This is a genomic window from Psychrobacter sp. 1Y10 (assembly GCF_052259005.1).
GTDB lineage: Bacteria > Pseudomonadota > Gammaproteobacteria > Pseudomonadales > Moraxellaceae > Psychrobacter > Psychrobacter saeujeotis.
This window is the reverse complement of record NZ_JBQQES010000002.1, coordinates 458462-478004: the sequence shown is the minus strand read 5'-3', so window position 1 is coordinate 478004 and position 19543 is coordinate 458462. Positions and strand designations below refer to the sequence as shown.

General features: G+C 43.1%; 16 protein-coding genes and 1 riboswitch. Of the genes, 8 read left to right on the top strand and 8 right to left on the bottom strand.

All coding sequences use genetic code 11. The features are described 5' to 3' along the window. Window positions 1-12: 12 nt before the first annotated feature. From ACTXGH_RS05015 to ACTXGH_RS05005, 3 genes are read right to left on the bottom strand one after another with little or no spacing between them, the layout of a single operon-like run. Window positions 13-630, bottom strand: a complete 618-nt coding sequence (locus tag ACTXGH_RS05015) for an alpha-ketoglutarate-dependent dioxygenase AlkB family protein (RefSeq protein WP_439296117.1) — start codon at window positions 628-630, stop codon at window positions 13-15. A gap of 8 nt (window positions 631-638) precedes the next feature. Further along, window positions 639-1529, bottom strand: coding sequence for an alpha/beta fold hydrolase (locus ACTXGH_RS05010; RefSeq protein WP_439296116.1), 891 nt, complete (start codon window positions 1527-1529; stop codon window positions 639-641). 36 nt (window positions 1530-1565) lie between these two features. Beyond that, a complete protein-coding gene (locus tag ACTXGH_RS05005) occupies window positions 1566-3473 on the bottom strand; it encodes an ABC transporter ATP-binding protein (RefSeq protein WP_439296215.1) in 1908 nt (635 codons plus the stop codon). A gap of 336 nt (window positions 3474-3809) precedes the next feature. Here ACTXGH_RS05005 and ACTXGH_RS05000 point away from each other — a divergent pair, with 336 nt between their 5' ends. Continuing rightward, on the top strand, window positions 3810-4700 hold the full coding sequence (locus ACTXGH_RS05000) for an EamA/RhaT family transporter (protein ID WP_439296115.1): 891 nt from the start codon (window positions 3810-3812) through the stop codon (window positions 4698-4700). A gap of 322 nt (window positions 4701-5022) precedes the next feature. Further along, window positions 5023-5913 carry a fructose bisphosphate aldolase gene (locus tag ACTXGH_RS04995; protein WP_439296114.1) on the top strand — a complete coding sequence of 297 codons (891 nt, stop codon included), beginning with the start codon at window positions 5023-5025 and terminating at the stop codon, window positions 5911-5913. Between the two features lie 87 nt (window positions 5914-6000). Here the strand turns inward: ACTXGH_RS04995 and thiC are convergent, their stop codons facing one another. The 3 genes from thiC to argH all read right to left on the bottom strand — a co-directional run bounded on the left by thiC (window position 6001) and on the right by argH (window position 10324). Next, complete coding sequence (thiC, locus tag ACTXGH_RS04990; protein ID WP_439296113.1) at window positions 6001-7986, bottom strand: phosphomethylpyrimidine synthase ThiC; 1986 nt, start codon at window positions 7984-7986, stop codon at window positions 6001-6003. A 232-nt stretch (window positions 7987-8218) separates the two neighbouring features. After that, window positions 8219-8335, bottom strand: a riboswitch (TPP riboswitch). Window positions 8336-8425: 90 nt separating this feature from the next. After that, window positions 8426-8716, bottom strand: a complete 291-nt coding sequence (locus tag ACTXGH_RS04985) for an oxidative damage protection protein (RefSeq protein ID WP_439262469.1) — start codon at window positions 8714-8716, stop codon at window positions 8426-8428. A 234-nt stretch (window positions 8717-8950) separates the two neighbouring features. Continuing rightward, window positions 8951-10324, bottom strand: a complete 1374-nt coding sequence (argH, locus tag ACTXGH_RS04980; RefSeq protein ID WP_439296214.1) for an argininosuccinate lyase — start codon at window positions 10322-10324, stop codon at window positions 8951-8953. A gap of 227 nt (window positions 10325-10551) precedes the next feature. On the opposite strand from argH, the gene ACTXGH_RS04975 reads away from it, so the two are divergent. The 6 genes from ACTXGH_RS04975 (at window position 10552) to ACTXGH_RS04950 (ending at window position 16879) form a co-directional block, all read left to right on the top strand. Further along, window positions 10552-11598, top strand: coding sequence for a sensor histidine kinase (locus ACTXGH_RS04975; RefSeq protein WP_439296112.1), 1047 nt, complete (start codon window positions 10552-10554; stop codon window positions 11596-11598). A gap of 458 nt (window positions 11599-12056) precedes the next feature. Next, window positions 12057-12794: a LytR/AlgR family response regulator transcription factor gene (locus ACTXGH_RS04970; protein ID WP_299218690.1), complete on the top strand. Its 738-nt coding sequence runs from the start codon at window positions 12057-12059 to the stop codon at window positions 12792-12794. A 264-nt stretch (window positions 12795-13058) separates the two neighbouring features. Continuing rightward, window positions 13059-14084: a hydroxymethylbilane synthase gene (gene hemC / locus ACTXGH_RS04965; RefSeq protein ID WP_439296111.1), complete on the top strand. Its 1026-nt coding sequence runs from the start codon at window positions 13059-13061 to the stop codon at window positions 14082-14084. A gap of 173 nt (window positions 14085-14257) precedes the next feature. Beyond that, window positions 14258-15211 (top strand): uroporphyrinogen-III synthase, encoded by a 954-nt coding sequence (locus tag ACTXGH_RS04960; protein ID WP_439296110.1) that lies wholly within the window; start codon window positions 14258-14260, stop codon window positions 15209-15211. Window positions 15212-15288: 77 nt separating this feature from the next. Continuing rightward, the gene (locus tag ACTXGH_RS04955) at window positions 15289-16233 is read left to right on the top strand and encodes a hypothetical protein (RefSeq protein ID WP_439296109.1); all 945 of its coding nucleotides are present in this window, start codon (window positions 15289-15291) and stop codon (window positions 16231-16233) included. A gap of 154 nt (window positions 16234-16387) precedes the next feature. After that, window positions 16388-16879, top strand: a complete 492-nt coding sequence (locus ACTXGH_RS04950; protein ID WP_439262458.1) for an acyl-CoA thioesterase — start codon at window positions 16388-16390, stop codon at window positions 16877-16879. Between the two features lie 144 nt (window positions 16880-17023). On the opposite strand, the gene ribBA is transcribed toward ACTXGH_RS04950, so the two are convergent. Together ribBA and ACTXGH_RS04940 are read right to left on the bottom strand one after the other, a co-directional pair. Further along, window positions 17024-18154, bottom strand: a complete 1131-nt coding sequence (gene ribBA / locus ACTXGH_RS04945; RefSeq protein ID WP_439296108.1) for a bifunctional 3,4-dihydroxy-2-butanone-4-phosphate synthase/GTP cyclohydrolase II — start codon at window positions 18152-18154, stop codon at window positions 17024-17026. 92 nt (window positions 18155-18246) lie between these two features. Continuing rightward, entirely contained in the window at window positions 18247-19536 is a 1290-nt protein-coding gene (locus ACTXGH_RS04940; protein WP_439296107.1) for a replication-associated recombination protein A, read from the bottom strand. Window positions 19537-19543: the final 7 nt, after the last annotated feature.

Genomic DNA, 19543 nt, shown 5'->3' with positions numbered 1-19543 from the left:
AGTTTAGAACCATCAAGCGGTCAGCATACGTCGAAAGGTCAAACTAATACGACCTTCATTTGCCTTAGTTGTTTTGGTGATACTGTGTTTCCAGAACGTTTGGGTATCACCATGCATTACGATAAGCTGGCCTGACTCAAGATAAAGCTCGACTTTATCTTGAGTTTTTTTATGCTTTAAGACAAATTTGCGCGTGGCACCCAGTGATAAAGACGCGATAACTGGCTGCACACCCAGCTCTTTTTCATCGTCTGCATGATAGCCCATACCCTCAGCACCTGATGGGTAATAGTTAAGCAAGCAGGAATTGAAATCAGCTTCAATTCCTGTCTTTGCCAGCTGTTTTTCGATGCAGTGTTTCACATGAAACACGGAATTTGACCATGGTACACTTTGGCGCGTATGTCCTGAATAGTGATAGCTGGTATTGTTATTACCCATCCAAACAATCTGACGCGCAGTGACATGAGTTTTACCAAACAAAGTCACGACGTCCGAATGCCAAGGAAGCTCAGCTAAGAGAATGTCGTAGAGGTTATTGGGATTATCAATAATAACCCCTAAATCGTTTACTTTGCCATCATAAGGCAATAGGTTATCAGTAGGCATGGGCGCAAAAAGATCAGTCATCGTTTGGTTTATCTTTCGCCTTTATAATGCTCATTTATGATCTGCGCACATAGTTCAGGCGCTTCCATCGGTAACAAATGCCCATAATCAGACAGCGATATCAAGCTGTCATCAGGTACAAATTTCTGCCATTGCTTACGGACTTTATGATTGATAAATAGAGTCGGCTTGCCTGTGACCAGTGTATAAGGACAACGCAGTTTTTTAAGGGCACTATCAATATGCGGCGTACCAAAATAGTTGGCAAGTTCTTGTTCTGGATCGAAGATTAAAGAGTAGCTGCCGTCAGTATTGGCAACGAGGCTTTGCTCAGCGAACACTAGTAAATGCTCATCATTGATACGTCTGTAGGCACGTTGTTTGCGCAGATGCTCGTAGTAGTCATTGATACTTGACCATTGGGTTTGCTTGGTCAAGGTGCTTTTAAACGGTTCACGGCTGAGCATAAAAGCACGTGGCAATAGGTTATATAACGCTGTTTGTTTTTTAGTAAAGGTGACCGGCTCAATAAGATACAACTGCGAGAATAGATCAGGACGCTCAGCGGCTGCCATCGCCGTTGCAGTCGCTCCTTGTGAGTGCCCAATACCAATAATGGGCTTATCTTGAGTCTTATCTAAAAACTCGATAAGCATATCGGCATCTTGCTCACGAGTTAGGCATTGAGCTTTGGGCTTATCATACCAATAGCCACGCAGCGCCAGAGAGGTGAGATCAAAGTTATCTGCAAGATCATTCAGTAGCGGAGAGTAGGTACCAACCGTAAAGCTGTTGCCACCATAAAAATGGGCAGGTGGACGTTTTTGGGTCGTAGTATTTATCGATCTACTAAGTTGATGCAGGTCATAATAACGTGCTTGTTTGCCGCTGATATCGATACTATTTGTAAATGCTTCCATGTTAAGGCTTCCTCCTTTATTGTTTTTGAATGAAGATCAATTGTCTTCACCCAAAAAACCACCGCTTTGACGCTGCCACAAACCAGCATAAACACCTTTTAATGCCAATAATTCATCATGGCTACCTTGTTCGATAATCTGCCCCTTATCCATAACGACCAATCTATCTAGGGCGGCAATCGTTGATAAACGATGCGCGATCGCAATAACGGTTTTACCAGTCATAATGTCATTTAAGCTTTCGGTAATGGCAAATTCAATCTCAGAATCAAGCGCACTGGTTGCCTCATCTAAAAGCAGAATAGGAGCATTTTTTAACATGACACGTGATATGGCAATACGCTGACGCTGACCACCAGAGAGTTTGACACCGCGCTCACCAACTTGGGTATCGAGACCGGTGTTGCCTTTGTCATCATATAAGTCTTTGATAAAGTCCCAAGCTTGGGCTTGCTTGGTCGCAAAAATAATCTCTTCATCAGTGGCATCAGGTCGACCGTAAGCGATGTTTTCACGAACAGTACGATGCAGGAGTGAGGTATCCTGAGTGACCATGCCAATCTGCTGACGCAATGACTCTTGCGTGACCTCGTCAATCGCTTGACCATCGATGTAGATTTTGCCGCTATCGACATCAAAAAAGCGTAAGAGTAAATTAACCAAGGTTGACTTACCAGCACCTGAGCGTCCCACCAAACCAATCTTCTCACCGGGTTTGATATCTAAATAAAAGCTATCAAGTAGCTTTATTGGTGCAGATGTCAGAGTAGGGCTAGTAGCATCAGACTCACTAGCCGCTGCATTTACAGTATTCTCATCTTCATAACTAAAGTCAACGTTGTCGAATACGATATGTCCATCAGTAACTTTTAACGCAGAAGCATTGGGCACATCAATGATGGTTTGAGGCGCAGATAAAGTTCGCATACCATCTTGCACAGTACCGATACTCTCAAACAAGCTGGCTGTCTGCCACATAATCCAGCGAGTGAGACCATTAAGGCGTAGCGCCATGGCAGTTGCTGCCGCAATAGCGCCCACACCTACAGCACCTTGTTGCCATAAATATAATCCAATTCCAGCAGTACTGCTCACTAAGATCACGCTAATTAAATGCGTTGATACCTCAAGATAGCTGACCCAGCGCATTTGAGCATGCACCGTTCCCAAAAACTGCCCCATCGCATTTTTGGCATAACCCAGCTCACGGCGTGAGTGACTAAACAGCTTGACTGTCATAATATTGGCATAAGCATCAGTAATACGCCCAACCATCAAAGCGCGAGCATCCGCTTGCACAATAGCAGTGCGTTTTAACCGTGGAATAAAAAACCAAATAGTAAAGCCGACTAAGACAAACCAGATGATAAAAGGGGTTAGTAATAAGCTGTCAAGATTGAATAAGATAATACCAGAAGTAATAAAGTATACTGTCACGTAGGTAAACATGTCAGTAACAGTCATAACGGTATCACGTACTGCTAGAGCCGTTTGCATCACTTTTGCTGAGACGCGACCAGAGAACTCGTCTTGATAAAACTGCATGGATTGGCCTAGCATGCGCTGATGAAAACGCCAGCGCATTTGCATGGGAAATACACCTTGCAGAGTCTGAAAATGTATAAAAGATGACAAGGCAATCCATAACGGACTTAATATCATCACTGCAAGCATAAGGAGTAATAGATCGCCTTTTTCTGCCCATAGGTTTTGCGGGGTATAAACACCAAGCCAATCGACTATGTTACCAATCCATGCAAACAGCATGGCCTCATAAACACCGATACCAGCAGACAAAATCATAAAGAGCAGCAGCCACCCGCGCAGACCTTTAGTGCATGCCCACAAAAACTTTAACAGCCCATCAGTCGGTGATGGCAGCGGCATAGGCGTATCAGGAAAGGCAGAAAGACGATTTTCAAAAAAACGGAATAGAGCATTCATAGGCAATGACGATACGCCAAGATAAGTGGTATTAGACACTATCTTGGACAATTACTTGTGTTGTTAGGATTGTGCGCTATTTTAGCAAAACTTCGCAATCACCCCTGCATGCTAATTGTAATTTGAACGCGGCAGGTCGTATTTAATATCAGGTATTAAAAACTACTATAAATAAATTGCTGTACAAAAGGTATTTTGTTACCTTTCATTGTTTCGCGTTATTCAGTAACTTAATTTATCGAAGACTGAAGTATGTAAAGATAACTGTGCCAAATTTTTAGTACTGGTATACGAATGGAAAATACGCAAAATTGCGACTCAATAAGGTAGAAGTCAATGATGTATTTAACGATTGCGGTGCTTTGTAGTGTCGCTGTTTCGGTGCTACTCAAAGTATTACGACAAAAAAATATAGATATACGTCAGACGATCGTCGCCGGTTATCCAGTTGCTTTTTTGCTTACTTGGCTATTATTGAAGCCAGAAGTGAGTGGTATTAGTAAACTTGGCAGTGCATGGGGCATCATTGTTGCGCTTGGAGTGCTACTGCCTGCCGTATTCGTGATTCTTGGACGTGCCATTGAAGCCGTCGGGATGGTGGCAACCGATGCCGCTCAGCGCTTATCATTGATTATTCCTATCGGCGCCGCGTTTCTATTATTTGGGGAGGTGTTGACTGGCACTCGTATATTCGGGCTGGCTTTAGGGTTTTTAGCACTTGGCGCACTGATTTATCGCCCAAAACAAACCGGCAACTCTCATGTAAGTAGCAACAATAAAACGGGTAAGCGGTCTAATAATCCTTCTACACTACGAACACCGTTATGGCTATTTGGCGTGTGGGCAGGCTATGGCGTTATTGATATTTTATTCAAGCAAGTTGCTAAACAAGGAGCCGCATTCCCGCTGACTTTATTTATCAGTTTTGGTCTGGCAGGGATATTGTTATTTATGTATTTGCTCGTTACTCGCGTGCGCTGGCAAAGGAACGCACTTAGCGCAGGACTTTTACTGGGCGCGCTTAATATGGGTAATATTTATGCTTACGTACGTGCGCATCAAATGTTGTCTGAATCACCAAGCATCGTATTTACTGGTATGAATGTTGGAGTCATTGCAGTGGCGACTATCATTGGGGTAGGCGTGTTCAAAGAGTCACTCAATCGTATCAATATGCTAGGTTTGTTATTAGCAGTAAGCTGCGTCGCCATCCTATTCTTAGCTTAAAGAAATTACATTTGTATATTAAATTATACAACCAAAAATAAAAAACCAGCTAATAATTTTTACGATGACAGAATTTTGTAGGTAAACAGTAGGTTAAGTTTGTATATTCTTATTTCAATATATATAATAAAAAATAATGTCGTCATATATAAGTCCAACAACTGTTCTTAAAATACGTTGATTCTTAACGTATCGAATATAGGCACATCTTATGTCCTATGCTAAGGTAGACTATAGTTAAATCATACTCAACTTATCGTATAACGCATCATTTACTACAGTAAAATTTGACCCTTATCAACGTTTAGAGGATATATAATTAATGGAATATCAAAAGCAACTTCAACGAATAAAAGAAGGTTCAGGATTCATCGCGGCGCTTGATCAAAGCGGTGGTAGTACTCCTAAGGCTCTTGAAAACTATGGCGTCACTGGTGATGCGTATGACAACGACGAGGCTATGTTTGACCTTGTGCATGAAATGCGTGCTCGAATCATGACCTGTGACTGCTTTGATAATGAGCGGGTACTTGGGGCAATTTTATTCGAAGATACAATGGATCGTGAAGTTAACGGTAAGCCAACAGCTAACTATCTATGGGAAGACAAAAATATCGTACCGTTTTTAAAGGTCGATAAAGGCTTGGCAGAACAAATGAACGGTGTACAAGTGATGCGTCCGATTCCTAATTTGGAGGCGTTATTAGATAAAGCCCAAAACTATCCAGTCTTTGGTACCAAAATGCGTTCAGTTATTTATGAGCCAAGTGCTGATGGTATTGAACTGGTTGTCCAGCAGCAGTTTGATGTTGCAAAGCAAATTATTTCTAAAGGCTTTATGCCAATTGTTGAGCCAGAAGTAAATATCGATAGTGCTAATAAGCATGATTGCGAGTTACTATTGAAAGCTGATATCTTGCGTAATCTTGAGCGTTTAAACGATGATCACCAAGTGATGCTCAAACTGACATTGCCAGAGGAAGAAGGTTTTTATCAAGAGCTAATCGATCATCCAAAAGTGTTAAGAGTCGTTGCCTTGTCTGGTGGTTATAGCCGTAGCGACGCTTGTGAAAAGCTTAAGAAAAATCCAGGTATGATTGCCAGTTTTTCACGTGCCTTTACTGAAGGACTGAGTAAGCAGCAAAGCGATAAAGAGTTTGCCGATACCATTAATGCCTCTATTGACGAGATTTATAAAGCGTCGAAAGTGTAACCAAGACTCTTACTAAGATACTCGCGATCAAAAAAAGCGCTACTGATTAGTAGCGCTTTTTTATGGGACAAAAGTTAATTCTGACTATCATATTTCTTTATACAGCTGGCAACCCTCACTATGATATTTTTCAGTCATTTCCGCCATGCCTTGCTCAATCTCAGCCGCGCTCATAGCGTCTGCGCCTAGATTTTCTTTAGCATCCAAACCCTTAGCATACTCGCGCACGTTTTGAGTGATTTTCATTGAGCAAAACTTCGGTCCACACATCGAGCAAAAGTGGGCGGATTTGTGCGCGTCTTTAGGCAGCGTTTCATCATGATATTCACGGGCGGTATCAGGGTCAAGCGCTAGATTAAATTGATCATCCCAGCGGAACTCAAAACGCGCTTTGGACAAGGCATTATCACGTGCTTGTGCACCTGGATGCCCTTTGGCCAGATCAGCAGCGTGAGCAGCAATTTTATAAGTGATGATACCGTCTTTAACGTCTTTTTTATTGGGCAGACCGAGATGTTCTTTGGGCGTGACATAACAAAGCATGGCGGTACCAAACCAGCCAATCATCGCAGCACCAATGGCACTAGTGATATGGTCATAACCGGGAGCAATATCAGTCGTTAACGGTCCTAACGTATAAAAAGGCGCATCGGCACATAGCTCAAGCTGCAAGTCCATATTTTCTTTAATACGGTTCATCGCTACATGTCCAGGACCTTCAATCATTACTTGTACATCGTGCTGCCATGCCACTTGCGTTAGCTCACCAAGGGTCCGCAATTCACCGAACTGCGCCGCATCATTAGCATCTTGCAGACAGCCGGGACGCAGACCATCGCCTAAGCTAAAGGCAACATCATACTGCTTCATAATCTCGCAAATATCTTCAAAATGGGTGTATAAAAAGCTCTCCTTATGATGGGCAAGGCACCACTGCGCCATGATAGAGCCCCCGCGTGAGACGATACCTGTCAAACGGTTGGCAGTCAGTGGCACATAACGCAGCAGCACGCCTGCGTGAATGGTAAAGTAATCAACACCTTGTTCGGCTTGCTCAATGAGCGTATCGCGGAATATCTCCCATGTTAGGTCTTCTGCCACACCGTCAACTTTTTCTAGTGCTTGATAAATCGGCACCGTACCGATGGGTACAGGCGAGTTACGAATCAGCCACTCACGGGTCTCATGAATATGGTTACCAGTCGACAAATCCATGATGGTGTCTGCGCCCCAGCGCGTTGCCCATGTCATTTTTGAGACTTCTTCATCGATAGAGGAGCCAAGTGCTGAATTACCGATATTGGCGTTAATTTTCACTAAGAAATTGCGTCCGATAATCATCGGCTCAGATTCAGGGTGATTGATGTTGTTAGGAATAATCGCACGACCTGCCGCGACCTCGCTACGGACAAATTCAGGCGTGATAATTTTTGGAGTGTTGGCACCGAAGCTCTCGCCGTCATGTTGGCGCATATCGGTCAGTTCATGCTGCTTTTGCGTCTCGCGAATGGCGATATATTCCATTTCAGGGGTGATGATACCGCGACGCGCGTAATGCATCTGGGTGACATTACCTGATTTGCCATCAATATTTTTAGCACGGCGCGGCTTATCGATATGGGCGAAACGCAAATTTGCCGTGGTGATATCGCGTGCGCGCGCTTGGCCGTATGAGCTAGATAGACCGCTTAATTGTTCGGTATCACCTCGTTCGTCTATCCAGCCCTCGCGCAGTTTTGGCAAGCCACGGGTTAGGTCAATTTGGGCATCGGGGTCGGTATAGACGCCTGAGGTATCATAAACATAAAAGGGCGGGTTTTGCTCCCAGTCAGACTCATCAACACCCTGAATAGGGGTGGGGTCAAGCGTAATCTCGCGCATGGGCACTTGGATATCGGGTCTTGAGCCTTCGATGTAGACTTTTTTGGAGGCAGGGAGGATACGGTGTAGATCGCGCGCGTCTTCTTCAAAACGAACATCTTTTTGGTTGCGATGCGCAGGCGTTTTTAACGCGTCGGCTTTTTTATTAGAGGCGTTTTGCTGGGTTTTGGGGGGTACGGTTGAGGTTGTCATATGCTGTCCTAGCGTGTTGGTTTTTGAACAAAAGCAACACCGCCAGTAGCTGCGGGGATAGCATTACTTATTCCTATAATGTTGATCTTATAAAAACTATCTACTACTAAACCTAGATAAAGATAGTTTTAAAAATCAGTGAACGCAACTTAATATTGACCGTCATACTAAAATTGAACAAGTAAGAACAATGACAGTAATAAAAAGGCATTTCTGCGCGCCCTTTAGGTATAACTAAAGCTTAAGACTTCCCTGCGTCGGTACTAACCGCATCAGGTTCGGCGGGTGATCTCTCAGCGAATGTACAAAGGCAGTTAGCCTTTCATACACCGCACCCCGAGTCTGTCAGTGTTGTAAATCAACTTTATATTAGCAAAGTTTTATAGAAAATTATAGCTATTTACCAAGCTTGCCGATATTAGTTTTATTGGTTTGAGTTTTAAGTCTCTGGTGTCCAGCCTTGTGCACGCTCATAATCTTCATTGTCTAAAAATTTCTCACGTTGCTCAGTTAAAAACTTTTTAGCTTGTGGGTCTATCATACTTAGGTGGTTCTCATTAATCAGCATCGTCTGCTGCTCAAGCCACTCTTGCCATGCTTTGTCAGAGACCGTTTCTTGTAGCTCTTGACCTTTTTTATTAGGAAAAGGCGGATGCGGCATTTTTGGCAGTTCTTGCTGATATTTACGGCAAAAAACGGTATTGGCTTGCGGATTAAAACTCTCAGTCACAGGGCGCTCCTTATTCAGTAAGTTATTTATTTATTAAGTCGAATATTAATATCTATCTATGATAGCGGTCTTAGACCGTTTAGCCAAGGGTATCAAGTGTATAGAAGGTAACAGTCAACCCGCTTAATATAAATGTTGGCAATGGTATGACAACTAAAAACACTCGCCCTAACTTATGCGTATTAGAAGTGAGTGTTAAATATACAAAGTTAAAGCGGTTTTTAGATTAGGCGTTTAAGCAAACGCTTTTAAGCGCGCACGACCATTAATGACCGCTTGCTTAACTTGATTGGGTGCAGTGCCGCCTAAATGGTCACGAGCTGCCAATGAACCTTCTAAGGTTAAGAAATCAAAGACATCATCACCTATTGCATCACTAAACTGCTGTAACTGCGTCAGCGACAAATCACTTAAATCAACGCCTTCTTTAATACCTAGTGCAACGGCATTGCCAACGACTTCGTGCGCATCACGGAATGCTACACCGCGGCGCACCAGATAGTCTGCTAGGTCAGTTGCAGTAGCATAACCCTTCATAGCGGCAGCGCGCATATTTTCTTTATTCGGGGTAATGTTCGGTAGCATATCGGCAAAGGCAAGGAGCGAGCCGGTCAAGGTATCGACACAGTCAAATAGTGGCTCTTTGTCCTCTTGATTGTCTTTATTATAGGCAAGTGGCTGGTTCTTCATCAGACTAAGTAGCGTCATCAATTGTCCATAAACACGTGCTGTTTTACCGCGTACCAATTCTGGTACATCAGGATTTTTCTTTTGCGGCATAATAGATGAACCAGTACAGAAACGATCCGGTATCTGCACAAAGTTAAACTGCGCTGACATCCATAAGATAATCTCTTCGCTCATACGTGACAGATGCATCATTAAAATAGAAGCGTTTGCGGTAAACTCAATCGCAAAATCACGGTCTGACACTGCATCTAATGAGTTTTGACAAATACCTTCAAAACCTAGCAGCTCAGCAGTAATAGTACGATCAATTGGGAAGGTGGTACCAGCAAGAGCAGCACTACCAAGTGGCATCTGGTTGATACGGCGGCGCGTATCGACAAGACGTTCCGTATCGCGGTAGAGCATCTCAAACCACGCCAGCACATGATGACCGAAGCTTACTGGCTGTGCAGTTTGCAAATGAGTAAAGCCTGGCATGATCGTATCAGTATGTTGTTCAGCTAGGCTAAGTAGGCCACTTTGCAAACGTACTAACAGCGCGATAATATTGTCAGTCTCTTCGCGTAGCCATAAGCGTATATCGGTTGCAACCTGGTCATTACGGCTACGTCCTGTATGTAGTTTTTTGCCGACCGCTCCAACGATATTCGTCAAGCGTGATTCAACATTCATGTGTACGTCTTCGAGCGTGATTGACCAGTTAAACGTTCCTGCTTCAATTTCGCGTAAGACCTGCTGTAGACCTTCAATGATGGTTGCAACTTCATCAGCTGTCAAAATGTCACATTTTTTGAGCATGGTTGCATGAGCAATCGAGCCTTCGATATCATGACGTGCAAAGCGCTGATCAAAACCGACTGACGCTGTGAATGCTGCAACGAAGCTATCAGTCGCTTCACTAAAGCGCCCACCCCACATTTGTTGTCCTGGTGCGCTGTTTTCAGGTTGGCTACTTGGCATATGGTTGTCCTGATAAGAGGCATCTGTGTTAGAATCAGCAGAGGCACGTGAATTATTATCTTGCTTGGGATTACTAAAATTTGAAGAATTGGCGTTCATATTGGTCTAAGACAAGTCAGGAAAATAAGAGCTCAAGTATAGCAAAGGATGAGGTTGCCTTACTAGCTGAGCGCTTAGAGTTTTTTATGCCCAAGCTCATAGAGATGATGAAGCCTTGGCAATGGATGCTCTACATCTTTTTTTGGGCGTTATTTGTGACGTCGATTGACCGTCATGATCTAGCCACTTGGCCTCAGTTTTTCGTTAAATTCCTAAGTAGAATTGTTCAATATACTTTGAGTATTATCCCATCTTTATATCTTATAGATTACCTACGACCCATCTTTAAACGCGACAATCCTATCAATGTCAGTATGAAAATACTGCTCTTGTTTGCGATTACATCTGCTGTGTCTGCAACTCTAGTTATGCTGGTCAAGATTAATACAGGCTGGTTAGTTTATGAGCGCAAAGCGTTTGTTTTAAATGTATTATTCAATATCGTAATCACGGTTGGCTTCACTTTGGTGTTTATGTTGTACTTTATCAGACGTTATCGTGAGCTGATTGCCCTAAAACAGTCATTTGAGCATAAACTGACTGCTCAAAACGATTTAATAAAAGCCCGTATTGCCCCGCACTTTTTTTTCAATACCGTCAACAGTCTAGTATCTCTTATTGAATCCAACCCTCCAAAGGCCGCTGATCTTCTGCAACATGTATCAGCTCTATTTCGTGCCACTTTTGACGGTGCGCGTGAGATTAGCTTTGAAGAAGAAGTGGCACTTTGCGAGCACTATTTAGCCATCGAATCGAGTCGTTTGGGCGATAAGCTGGTCGTCAATTGGAACCTTCCTGACGACGACGTCATGTATGATATGGTAATTACGGCGTTAACTTTGCAAAGTGTGCTTGAAAAAATGCTGCTCAATGTCGTTGAAATGACGACTGAAACGATCTTTATTGATATCACAATAGAGTGGCACCAGCACCGAGTTACTATTACCGTTACTGTCCAATTGCCCAGTAAAACCTTGATGATTGTCCACGACCTACGTCGACATGTAAATTTTTATATTCAAGCTGAGCGTCTTCGTGCTTATTTTGATCAAAGTGCTGACATACAAAGTGATGTCACCAACGAGCAAATAGTGACTGTTATCAACTACCCTTTATATGATGTGAGTATTTAGTGGGCGCCTGACCAAGCAAAAAGATATCTGAACCAGTCTCTATTACATGATATAAATCGACCACCTTTCTACCTTTTATTTAAATACTACTACCGTTAGTATAAACATGGCATATTTATTGCTCTTTATCTTATATGACCTGACTTTGAAAACTAAATCAGTAAAAGATATTTTGACTCGTCAATTATCTGATAATGAAGAATTTTAGGTTCAAGGCTGCGTAAGCACTATGTCACCTTGCCTGTGCGAATAACATATAAATGACAAACGCTCTCTAAAAATCATGCAAATTTTATCGCCTGAGTAGAGTATGATAAAGGTCAGTTCTCAGTCTCTAACTAATTAATTGTAGAGTCATTAAATAATCGTTTTATATGCTGAGCTACTACGAGTTTGTACAAATATAATCTTAAAAGTAGTTAATAGTATAATTATTATGCTGTAAGAGAGGAGTCTACATGCGGATTGTAGTTTGTGATGACGAACCACTTGCTCGTGAGCGCTTGGTTAGGATTGTGCAAGAAACAGGATATGAAGTTGTTGCCCAAGCAACTACAGGCGCTGAGGCCATAACGGCAGTGAAAGTACAGCAGCCTGATATAATATTGCTCGATATACGTATGCCAGAAATGGATGGAGTACGCTGTGCACAAGCGTTAAATGAGCTTGAACATCCGCCAGCTATCATTTTCGTTACTGCCTATGATCATTATGCCATCGCCGCATTTAAAGCAAATGCTATTGGCTATTTATTAAAGCCGGCCAATAAAGACGAATTAATAGAAGCCTTGAGTCAAGCAAAAAACTTAAATGCCGCCCAGCTAAATGAGATTCGTAAGCTTGAAGATCCCACTGCTCGTCCTGTACGCGAGCATATCGCAGCGCGTACGCATCGCGGCGTTGAGTTGATTAAGCTTAAAGATATCTATTATTTTACGGCAGATCAAAAATATGTCAAAGTCCGTCATAAAGAGGGAACTGTACTCATCGATGAGACGCTAAAAGAGCTTGAACAAGAGTTTGAAAGCCGACTTTTTCGAGTCCATCGTAATGCGATCATTAATCTAGGATTTTTGGATTATTTAGAAACAATAGATTCGGGTCAATATCAAGTACGCTTCAAAGGGCTGGATGAGACACTCTCAGTTAGCCGCCGACATCTGCCAGCGCTACGAGAAAAAATCCAAAGTATGTGATCGCTGGCGCTAATCATAAAACGATTAGGATGTATGCATTATCGATTGCTAAAGGCCCATTACGTTATAATGAGCACGTCCTAAATAGTTAGTAACAACCAAAATATCTCAGTCATATCTTCATGCCCTTATTTATGCTTAAATAGGGGTATTTTTTTTGCGTCAGATAAAAATACTTACCTATTAAAGGCTTGCAAGCATCAGACCTACTGACGCATCAGACCTAGTATCAACAATCTAGTACTAACAATTTTGAGGCTTATCATGAGTACCACACCGCTATCTGATTTACCTACCTTGAATATTGCTACCCGCCAAAGCCCTCTTGCCCTCTGGCAAGCAGAGCATATACGCGATCGATTGCTGAAGCTTTATCCAGAGTTGACTATTAATCTACTAAAAATCGTCACTAAAGGTGACAAGATTTTAGACACACCACTGGCAAAAATAGGCGGTAAAGGCTTATTTGTCAAAGAGTTAGAACAAGCCCTATACGATGGGCAGGCAGATATTGCGGTACATTCATTAAAAGATGTTCCTATGCAGTTACCTGAAGGGCTTACCTTGGGCGTTTATTGCAAACGTGAAGCCCCAACCGATGCCTTTGTTTCCAATACTTATGATAGTATTGACGAGCTACCACAAGGCGCGATTGTCGGTACTGCAAGTTTGCGTCGTCAATGTCAGATCAAAGCCTATCGTCCAGATTTACAAATCAAAACGTTGCGCGGTAACGTCGGCACGCGGTTAGGTAAGCTTGATGCAGGCGATTATGATGCCATTATCTTGGCTACCAGTGGCCTACAACGCATTGAGCTTGATGAGCGCATTCGCGGTGAATTGGCTATTGATACTTGTCTACCAGCTGTCGGTCAAGGGGCATTAGCGATTGAATGTCGTCAAGATGATACAAACGTATTAGAGCTACTTGCTCCCCTAAACGACGACAAGGCGCGTATTCGTCTCATCGCTGAGCGTGCTCTAAATCGTCATTTGGAAGGGGGTTGCCAAGTTCCAATTGCCGCTTATGCTGTATTGCAAACGGATGAGGCTACAGAAGCTACTACGGTTTATGACAACAATGATAACGGTAGCCATTTGTGGTTGCGCGGCCGTGTTGGACAAGCAGATGGTAGTGAATTACTGAAAGCTGAAAAATGCATCGTATTGACGGGCTCACAAGCGGAAAAAGAAGCACAGGCCAATCAGTTAGGTATCGATGTTGCCAAAAAATTACTCGCTGATGGTGCAGGCGCTATCTTGTCAGCGATTTATCATCCTGAGTCATAAATACATACTGGTAAATACTGTTATTGCTATAAATAACAGTAAGCTGTGCTATATACCGTTGATGTATGTAGCGCATAGCTGTAAAGATCTTAACAGTCATTTTTTAATATCTACTTTTTAATATCTATGTTGGCTGTAGCTAACTACATGATACTTTAAGCAGTGGTAGGCCTATGTCACACGCATTTTTGTCCGAATCAACTCACGATTCATCACCAACAGTCATCATTAATACCCGCCCGCTAGAACGTGCAGCACCATTGTCAACGCATTTAAAAGAGGCAGGATTTAGTGTTGTCGATATGCCAATGCTCACACTAAAGCCGAGAGTAGTAAGTGAGGCAGATATTGGATTGATGCAAGACTGGCTGTCAGGTAGTTATGACGCACTCGTTATCGTCAGTCCTACTGCAGCAGCGTCAGGACTAGCAGTCTGGCAAGCCCTTAAAAAGACCACAGAAAAGTCTACTGATGCTCTATTGTCAGAATCAAGGACACTTTACCCTAGTCAGCCACCAAGTCATCTGATTGCAGTAGGAGAGGCGACAGCGTCTGTGTTACAAGATTCCAAATTGCCATTTAGTTATCAAGTCTTACAGCCGATGGTCGCCAATAATGAAGGTATGTTGGCCATGCCTGAGATTAAGCGTTTGCAAGCTGGCAATAAACTACTGATCTGGCGCGGTTTAGGAGGGCGACGGTTACTGGTCGATACATTAAAGGCGCGCGGTGTACATATTGACAGTATTGCATGGTACGAGCGTATTCAGCCTACTGATGCACAGGCAAATTATCAACAATGGGCTGAGCAGTTCATCAAGCAAAATATCAGTCAATCGCCGCGATTTTCACAGTCACAAGCACCCAAGCCTATTGTCGTCATCAGTAGTGGCACAGCGTTTGAGCATTGGACAGATATTGTTGAGCAAGCGCAGTCGAATTCAGCTATGGCCTCGAAAAGTAACATATTACCGACCCTGACAGATTTTAACTATGTGGTTTTGGGCGCGCGCCTAGCCAATATAGTGGCAGAAAAACAGTTGCACTACTGGCAAGTAGAAGACTTATCCCCTACGACTATTTTGGCTGCTATTAAGCAGGGCCGGTTGATAAAAATAAAACCGTAAACTTGTCTTATTCCTTTGTTTTGAAATGTTCTTAAAACTATAAATGCCATAAAAACTATTGATAACGGTACCGCTTTATGTCAACCAAGTTTAAAAAGTCTACAGCAAATGACTTGTCGGTAAATCAACAGCGGCGGCAGGCAAGTATGTTGCTATTACGGTTGCAATGGTTGTTTATTCTATTATTGGTTATCGCTTTGGTTTGGCTATATATTGCTCAGCAGCGTTTTCAAAATCAAATCAATGAACGTCTACAAAGTAACGAGCATATGGTCAGTCGTTTAAATGAGATAGATGACCGTCTGTTTGCCATCAGTCAGCAAACTTTACCAGAGCCGAGTACAACAACAAACAGCCAAGCACAAAATCAACTTGATCTATTACGTATTCAAATCAAGGCAGTCGATAAATTAATAGCAGATAACAATTATAAAGGCTCAATTGATTTGTTACAGGGTCTACTGTGGCAGTTATCGCAAGATAATAATGAGATATCACCAGCACTAACTATGGTTATCAAACAAAGTTTGTCCAAAGATATCGAGCGTCTACAAGCACAAAGCTCGCAGCCTAATCCTTGGCAGCTACAGAATCTCGCCATTCAAACTATTCAGGAATTTTTGCGCAGTTATGCGCGTAACAGTAATCAGAACAACAGCGCAGCACTTACTGGTCAACAGTTAACTGGTTATGAAGTCATTATGACTTTAAATTTGGCCATTCAAGCCGGTAATATGCGTGAGCAAAACCAGCTGACTGGTTATTTAAACCAAGCACGGGCACAGTTACAGACTTTAGTTAAAGATACGTCTCGTAGACAAAAAGCTGCTCTTAGTAAGTCACCATCATCTTCATCGATAGATAACAAGTCAACGATTGAACATCAACAGACCCCAACGACGAAGCAGTCGCCAGATGACATTACAGAAGCCATTATATGGCTTGATAGGCTCATCGCTGACGTGCCAAAGCCACAGACATTATTAACTAGTCAAATGTTGGACAAGTCTGAGCGTAAGTAAGCTTTGAGTAGCAGCCTGTCAGAGTGTTCAAGCTTGTTAAGCATTGTTACTTTTAGACACTAATGTTCTTAAACACTAGTGCTCTTAAACACTGATACTTTGATGCACTTCTATCCCGTAAACGAAAAATAGTAAACGAAAATTAAGGCAAATTATGGATCTCGTTAATCACTCTACACGCCTAACAGCAGATATACCAAACGATAGCTATCCTGTCGATCTGGCCCATTATCCAGTCATACATACTCAGCCAATACATTGGGGGGAGATGGATGCTTTCAATCATTTAAATAACGTGGTGTTTTATCGTTATGCTGAGTCAGCGCGCATTGCTTATTTGCAGACTTTAGGGATGTTTGATGGCAATATGGTCACTGTACTCGCTCAGTCAAGCTGTCAGTATTTACGTCCAGTTTTTTATCCGGACACTTTATTGTTAGGGGTACGCTGTCAACGTTTGGGCACAACCAGTATCGTAATAGAATATAGTTATTATAGCGGCGCGCAACAAACCATAGTCGCGACTGCTGAAGCAGTGATAGTCCGATTGGACAGTGATGGCAAGACCAAACTGCCATGGACGGAAGAGGAGCGCACGCGTTTATTAGCGCTCGAAAAAAAGGTTGGTCACACCCCTCAATTGTAATCTTTGCTTTTTTTAACTTATAAGTTGATAAGACAACCAGAAAAAAAGCACCCCAATAAACTTTATTAGGGTGCCTGTTTAGGATGGTGTTTATAAAAGCTTATCCTAGTCTCAGTGAAAGACTATTACAAAAGTAGCTCTATATTATTGACCATCTTTATTTAGTTCTTGCGTGGGAGCTTGAATAAAATCGATAACATTCAATTCAAACCCTGATAACGCATAGAACTTCATCGGCGATGATAAGAGGTGCATATCGCGTACACCTAAATGGCGCAAAATCTGTGCACCAACACCGATACTGCGATAAGGCTGCTGAGCGATGGTTGAGAGCGATTGATTTTCAGATGCTTTGTCTAGTGCATCTCCTAAGTCGACAGGTTGATGACTGCCAATCCAAACCAACACCCCACGCTCTGAAGCACTGATTTCTTCTAAAGCGGATTGGACACTCCAGCCGCCGCGTCCTGTAGTGTCATTTTTGGCGGCAAATAAATCACGTAGCGGGTGAAAGCCATGTACACGTACCGTACTGACGCCTTCGCTAACATCGCCTTTTACTAAGGCCAGATGGGTCTCATCAGCACCAAATTCACGAAAACGATGCAGAGTGAACGTACCATATTCAGTCTCAAATGGATGCGACTCAATCTCTTCTACCGTCTGCTCATTAGCGATGCGATAGTTGATAAGATCAGCGATGGTGCCGATTTTTATATCATGTTCTTTGGCAAATACCTCAAGATCATCACGGCGTGCCATCGTACCATCAGCGTTGATAATCTCTACAATAACGGCGGCAGGTTCAAGTCCTGCGAGGCGAGCCAAATCACAGCCAGCTTCGGTGTGGCCAGCGCGGTGTAATACGCCGCCATTTTGTGCCATGATTGGGAAAATATGTCCAGGCTGGACGATGTCTTCTGGCTTTGCCGCTGATGACACTGCTGCTTGAATAGTACGCGCACGATCCGCTGCAGAAATACCAGTAGTCACGCCTTCCGCCGCTTCGATAGAAACGGTAAAGTTGGTACTAAATTTTGCTTCGTTACGATCTGACATAAGCGGTAATGCAAGCTGTTGACAACGCGCTTGTGACAAGGTTAGGCATACCAAGCCGCGGGCATGAGTAATCATAAAGTTAACATCTTCAGGACGGACATGCGTGGCCGCCATGATAATATCACCTTCGTTTTCGCGGTCTTCATCATCCATCAAGATGACCATTTTTCCAGCACGGATGTCTTCAATAATTTCAGGAATCGTATTTAAACTCATAAGATGTCTCAATGCTTCAATATTTATAGATATGTGGAGGGATAAGATTTATCTGCCTATTGTAGCAGATAGGCCAAAAACTGTGACTATCGTTACTTACTCGTTGGTGCTTGGCTTTTAAGCCAATCCATAAACTGCTTACTGTGTTGTTCACGCTGATTGTCTGCATACTCATAAAAACGTGTGCCCACCAAATTATCAGGCAAGTAAGTCTGCGGATAGTAATGATTGGAGTAGTTATGCGGATAAGTATAACCTTTACCATAACCTTGTTCGCGCATAAGTTTGCTCACCCCATTACGTAGATGGAGCGGTACAGGAGAGGCGTCTTTTTCTGCCAGCGCCATCGCCGCATTGATGGCATTGTAGGTACTATTGCTTTTGGCACTGGTCGCCAGATAGACCACGACCTGTCCTAGGATAATGCGCGCTTCTGGCATGCCGATAGATTGCACACTACGCAGCGCAGCATCAGCAAGTAATAACGCATTAGGATTGGCATTGCCAATATCCTCACTGGCCAAAATGACCAAACGCCGGGCAATAAAGTCAGCAGGCTCGCCGCCAACTAGCATCCGCGCCATCCAGTATAACGCAGCATCAGGGTCCGAGCCGCGTACGGATTTTATCATCGCTGAGACAATATCATAATGCTGCTCGCCATCTTTGTCGTAGCGTACTAACGCCGTTTGCGCCACACGGCTGACCAGCTTATCATTAACAATAATAGGCGACTGCTGTGGGTCAGCAGTTTGTACCGCAAGCTCCAACAAGTTCAATGCTTTACGTGCATCGCCATGCGCTAATTGGCTAATAAAATCCTGGGCTTGCAAATCAATAGCTAGGTTTTTTAATACCGTATCTTCTTTGATAGCACGTGTTAGTACGGTCGCGATTTGCTCTGTATCAAGTGGTTCTAAGCGATATACTTGGCAACGTGAAAGTAGGGCATTATTGACGCTAAATGATGGATTCTCTGTCGTTGCGCCAATTAAGGTGATATCACCAGACTCGACAGCGCCTAACAACGCATCTTGCTGAGCTTTATTAAAACGATGAATCTCATCAATAAACACCACTGGCGACTCAAAACTCAAGGAGTCCTTGCTGTCTAATACTTCACGTAATTGCTTGACGCCAGTATTAAGCGCTGAGAGAGCGTGAAAAGGACGCCCAACCGTATCCGCTAGTAGCATGGCAATCGTCGTCTTACCTATACCTGCCTCTCCATGCAATATAATCGAAGGCAGATGATTTTGCTCGACCAAACGCCGTAGCGGTGCGCCTTTTGCCAACAAGTGTGCTTGACCGATGATTGCATTAAGGGAGGCGGGACGCATACGCTGGGCAAGTGGCGTATCAGCATGAAAATTAAGGGCCATAAGACTC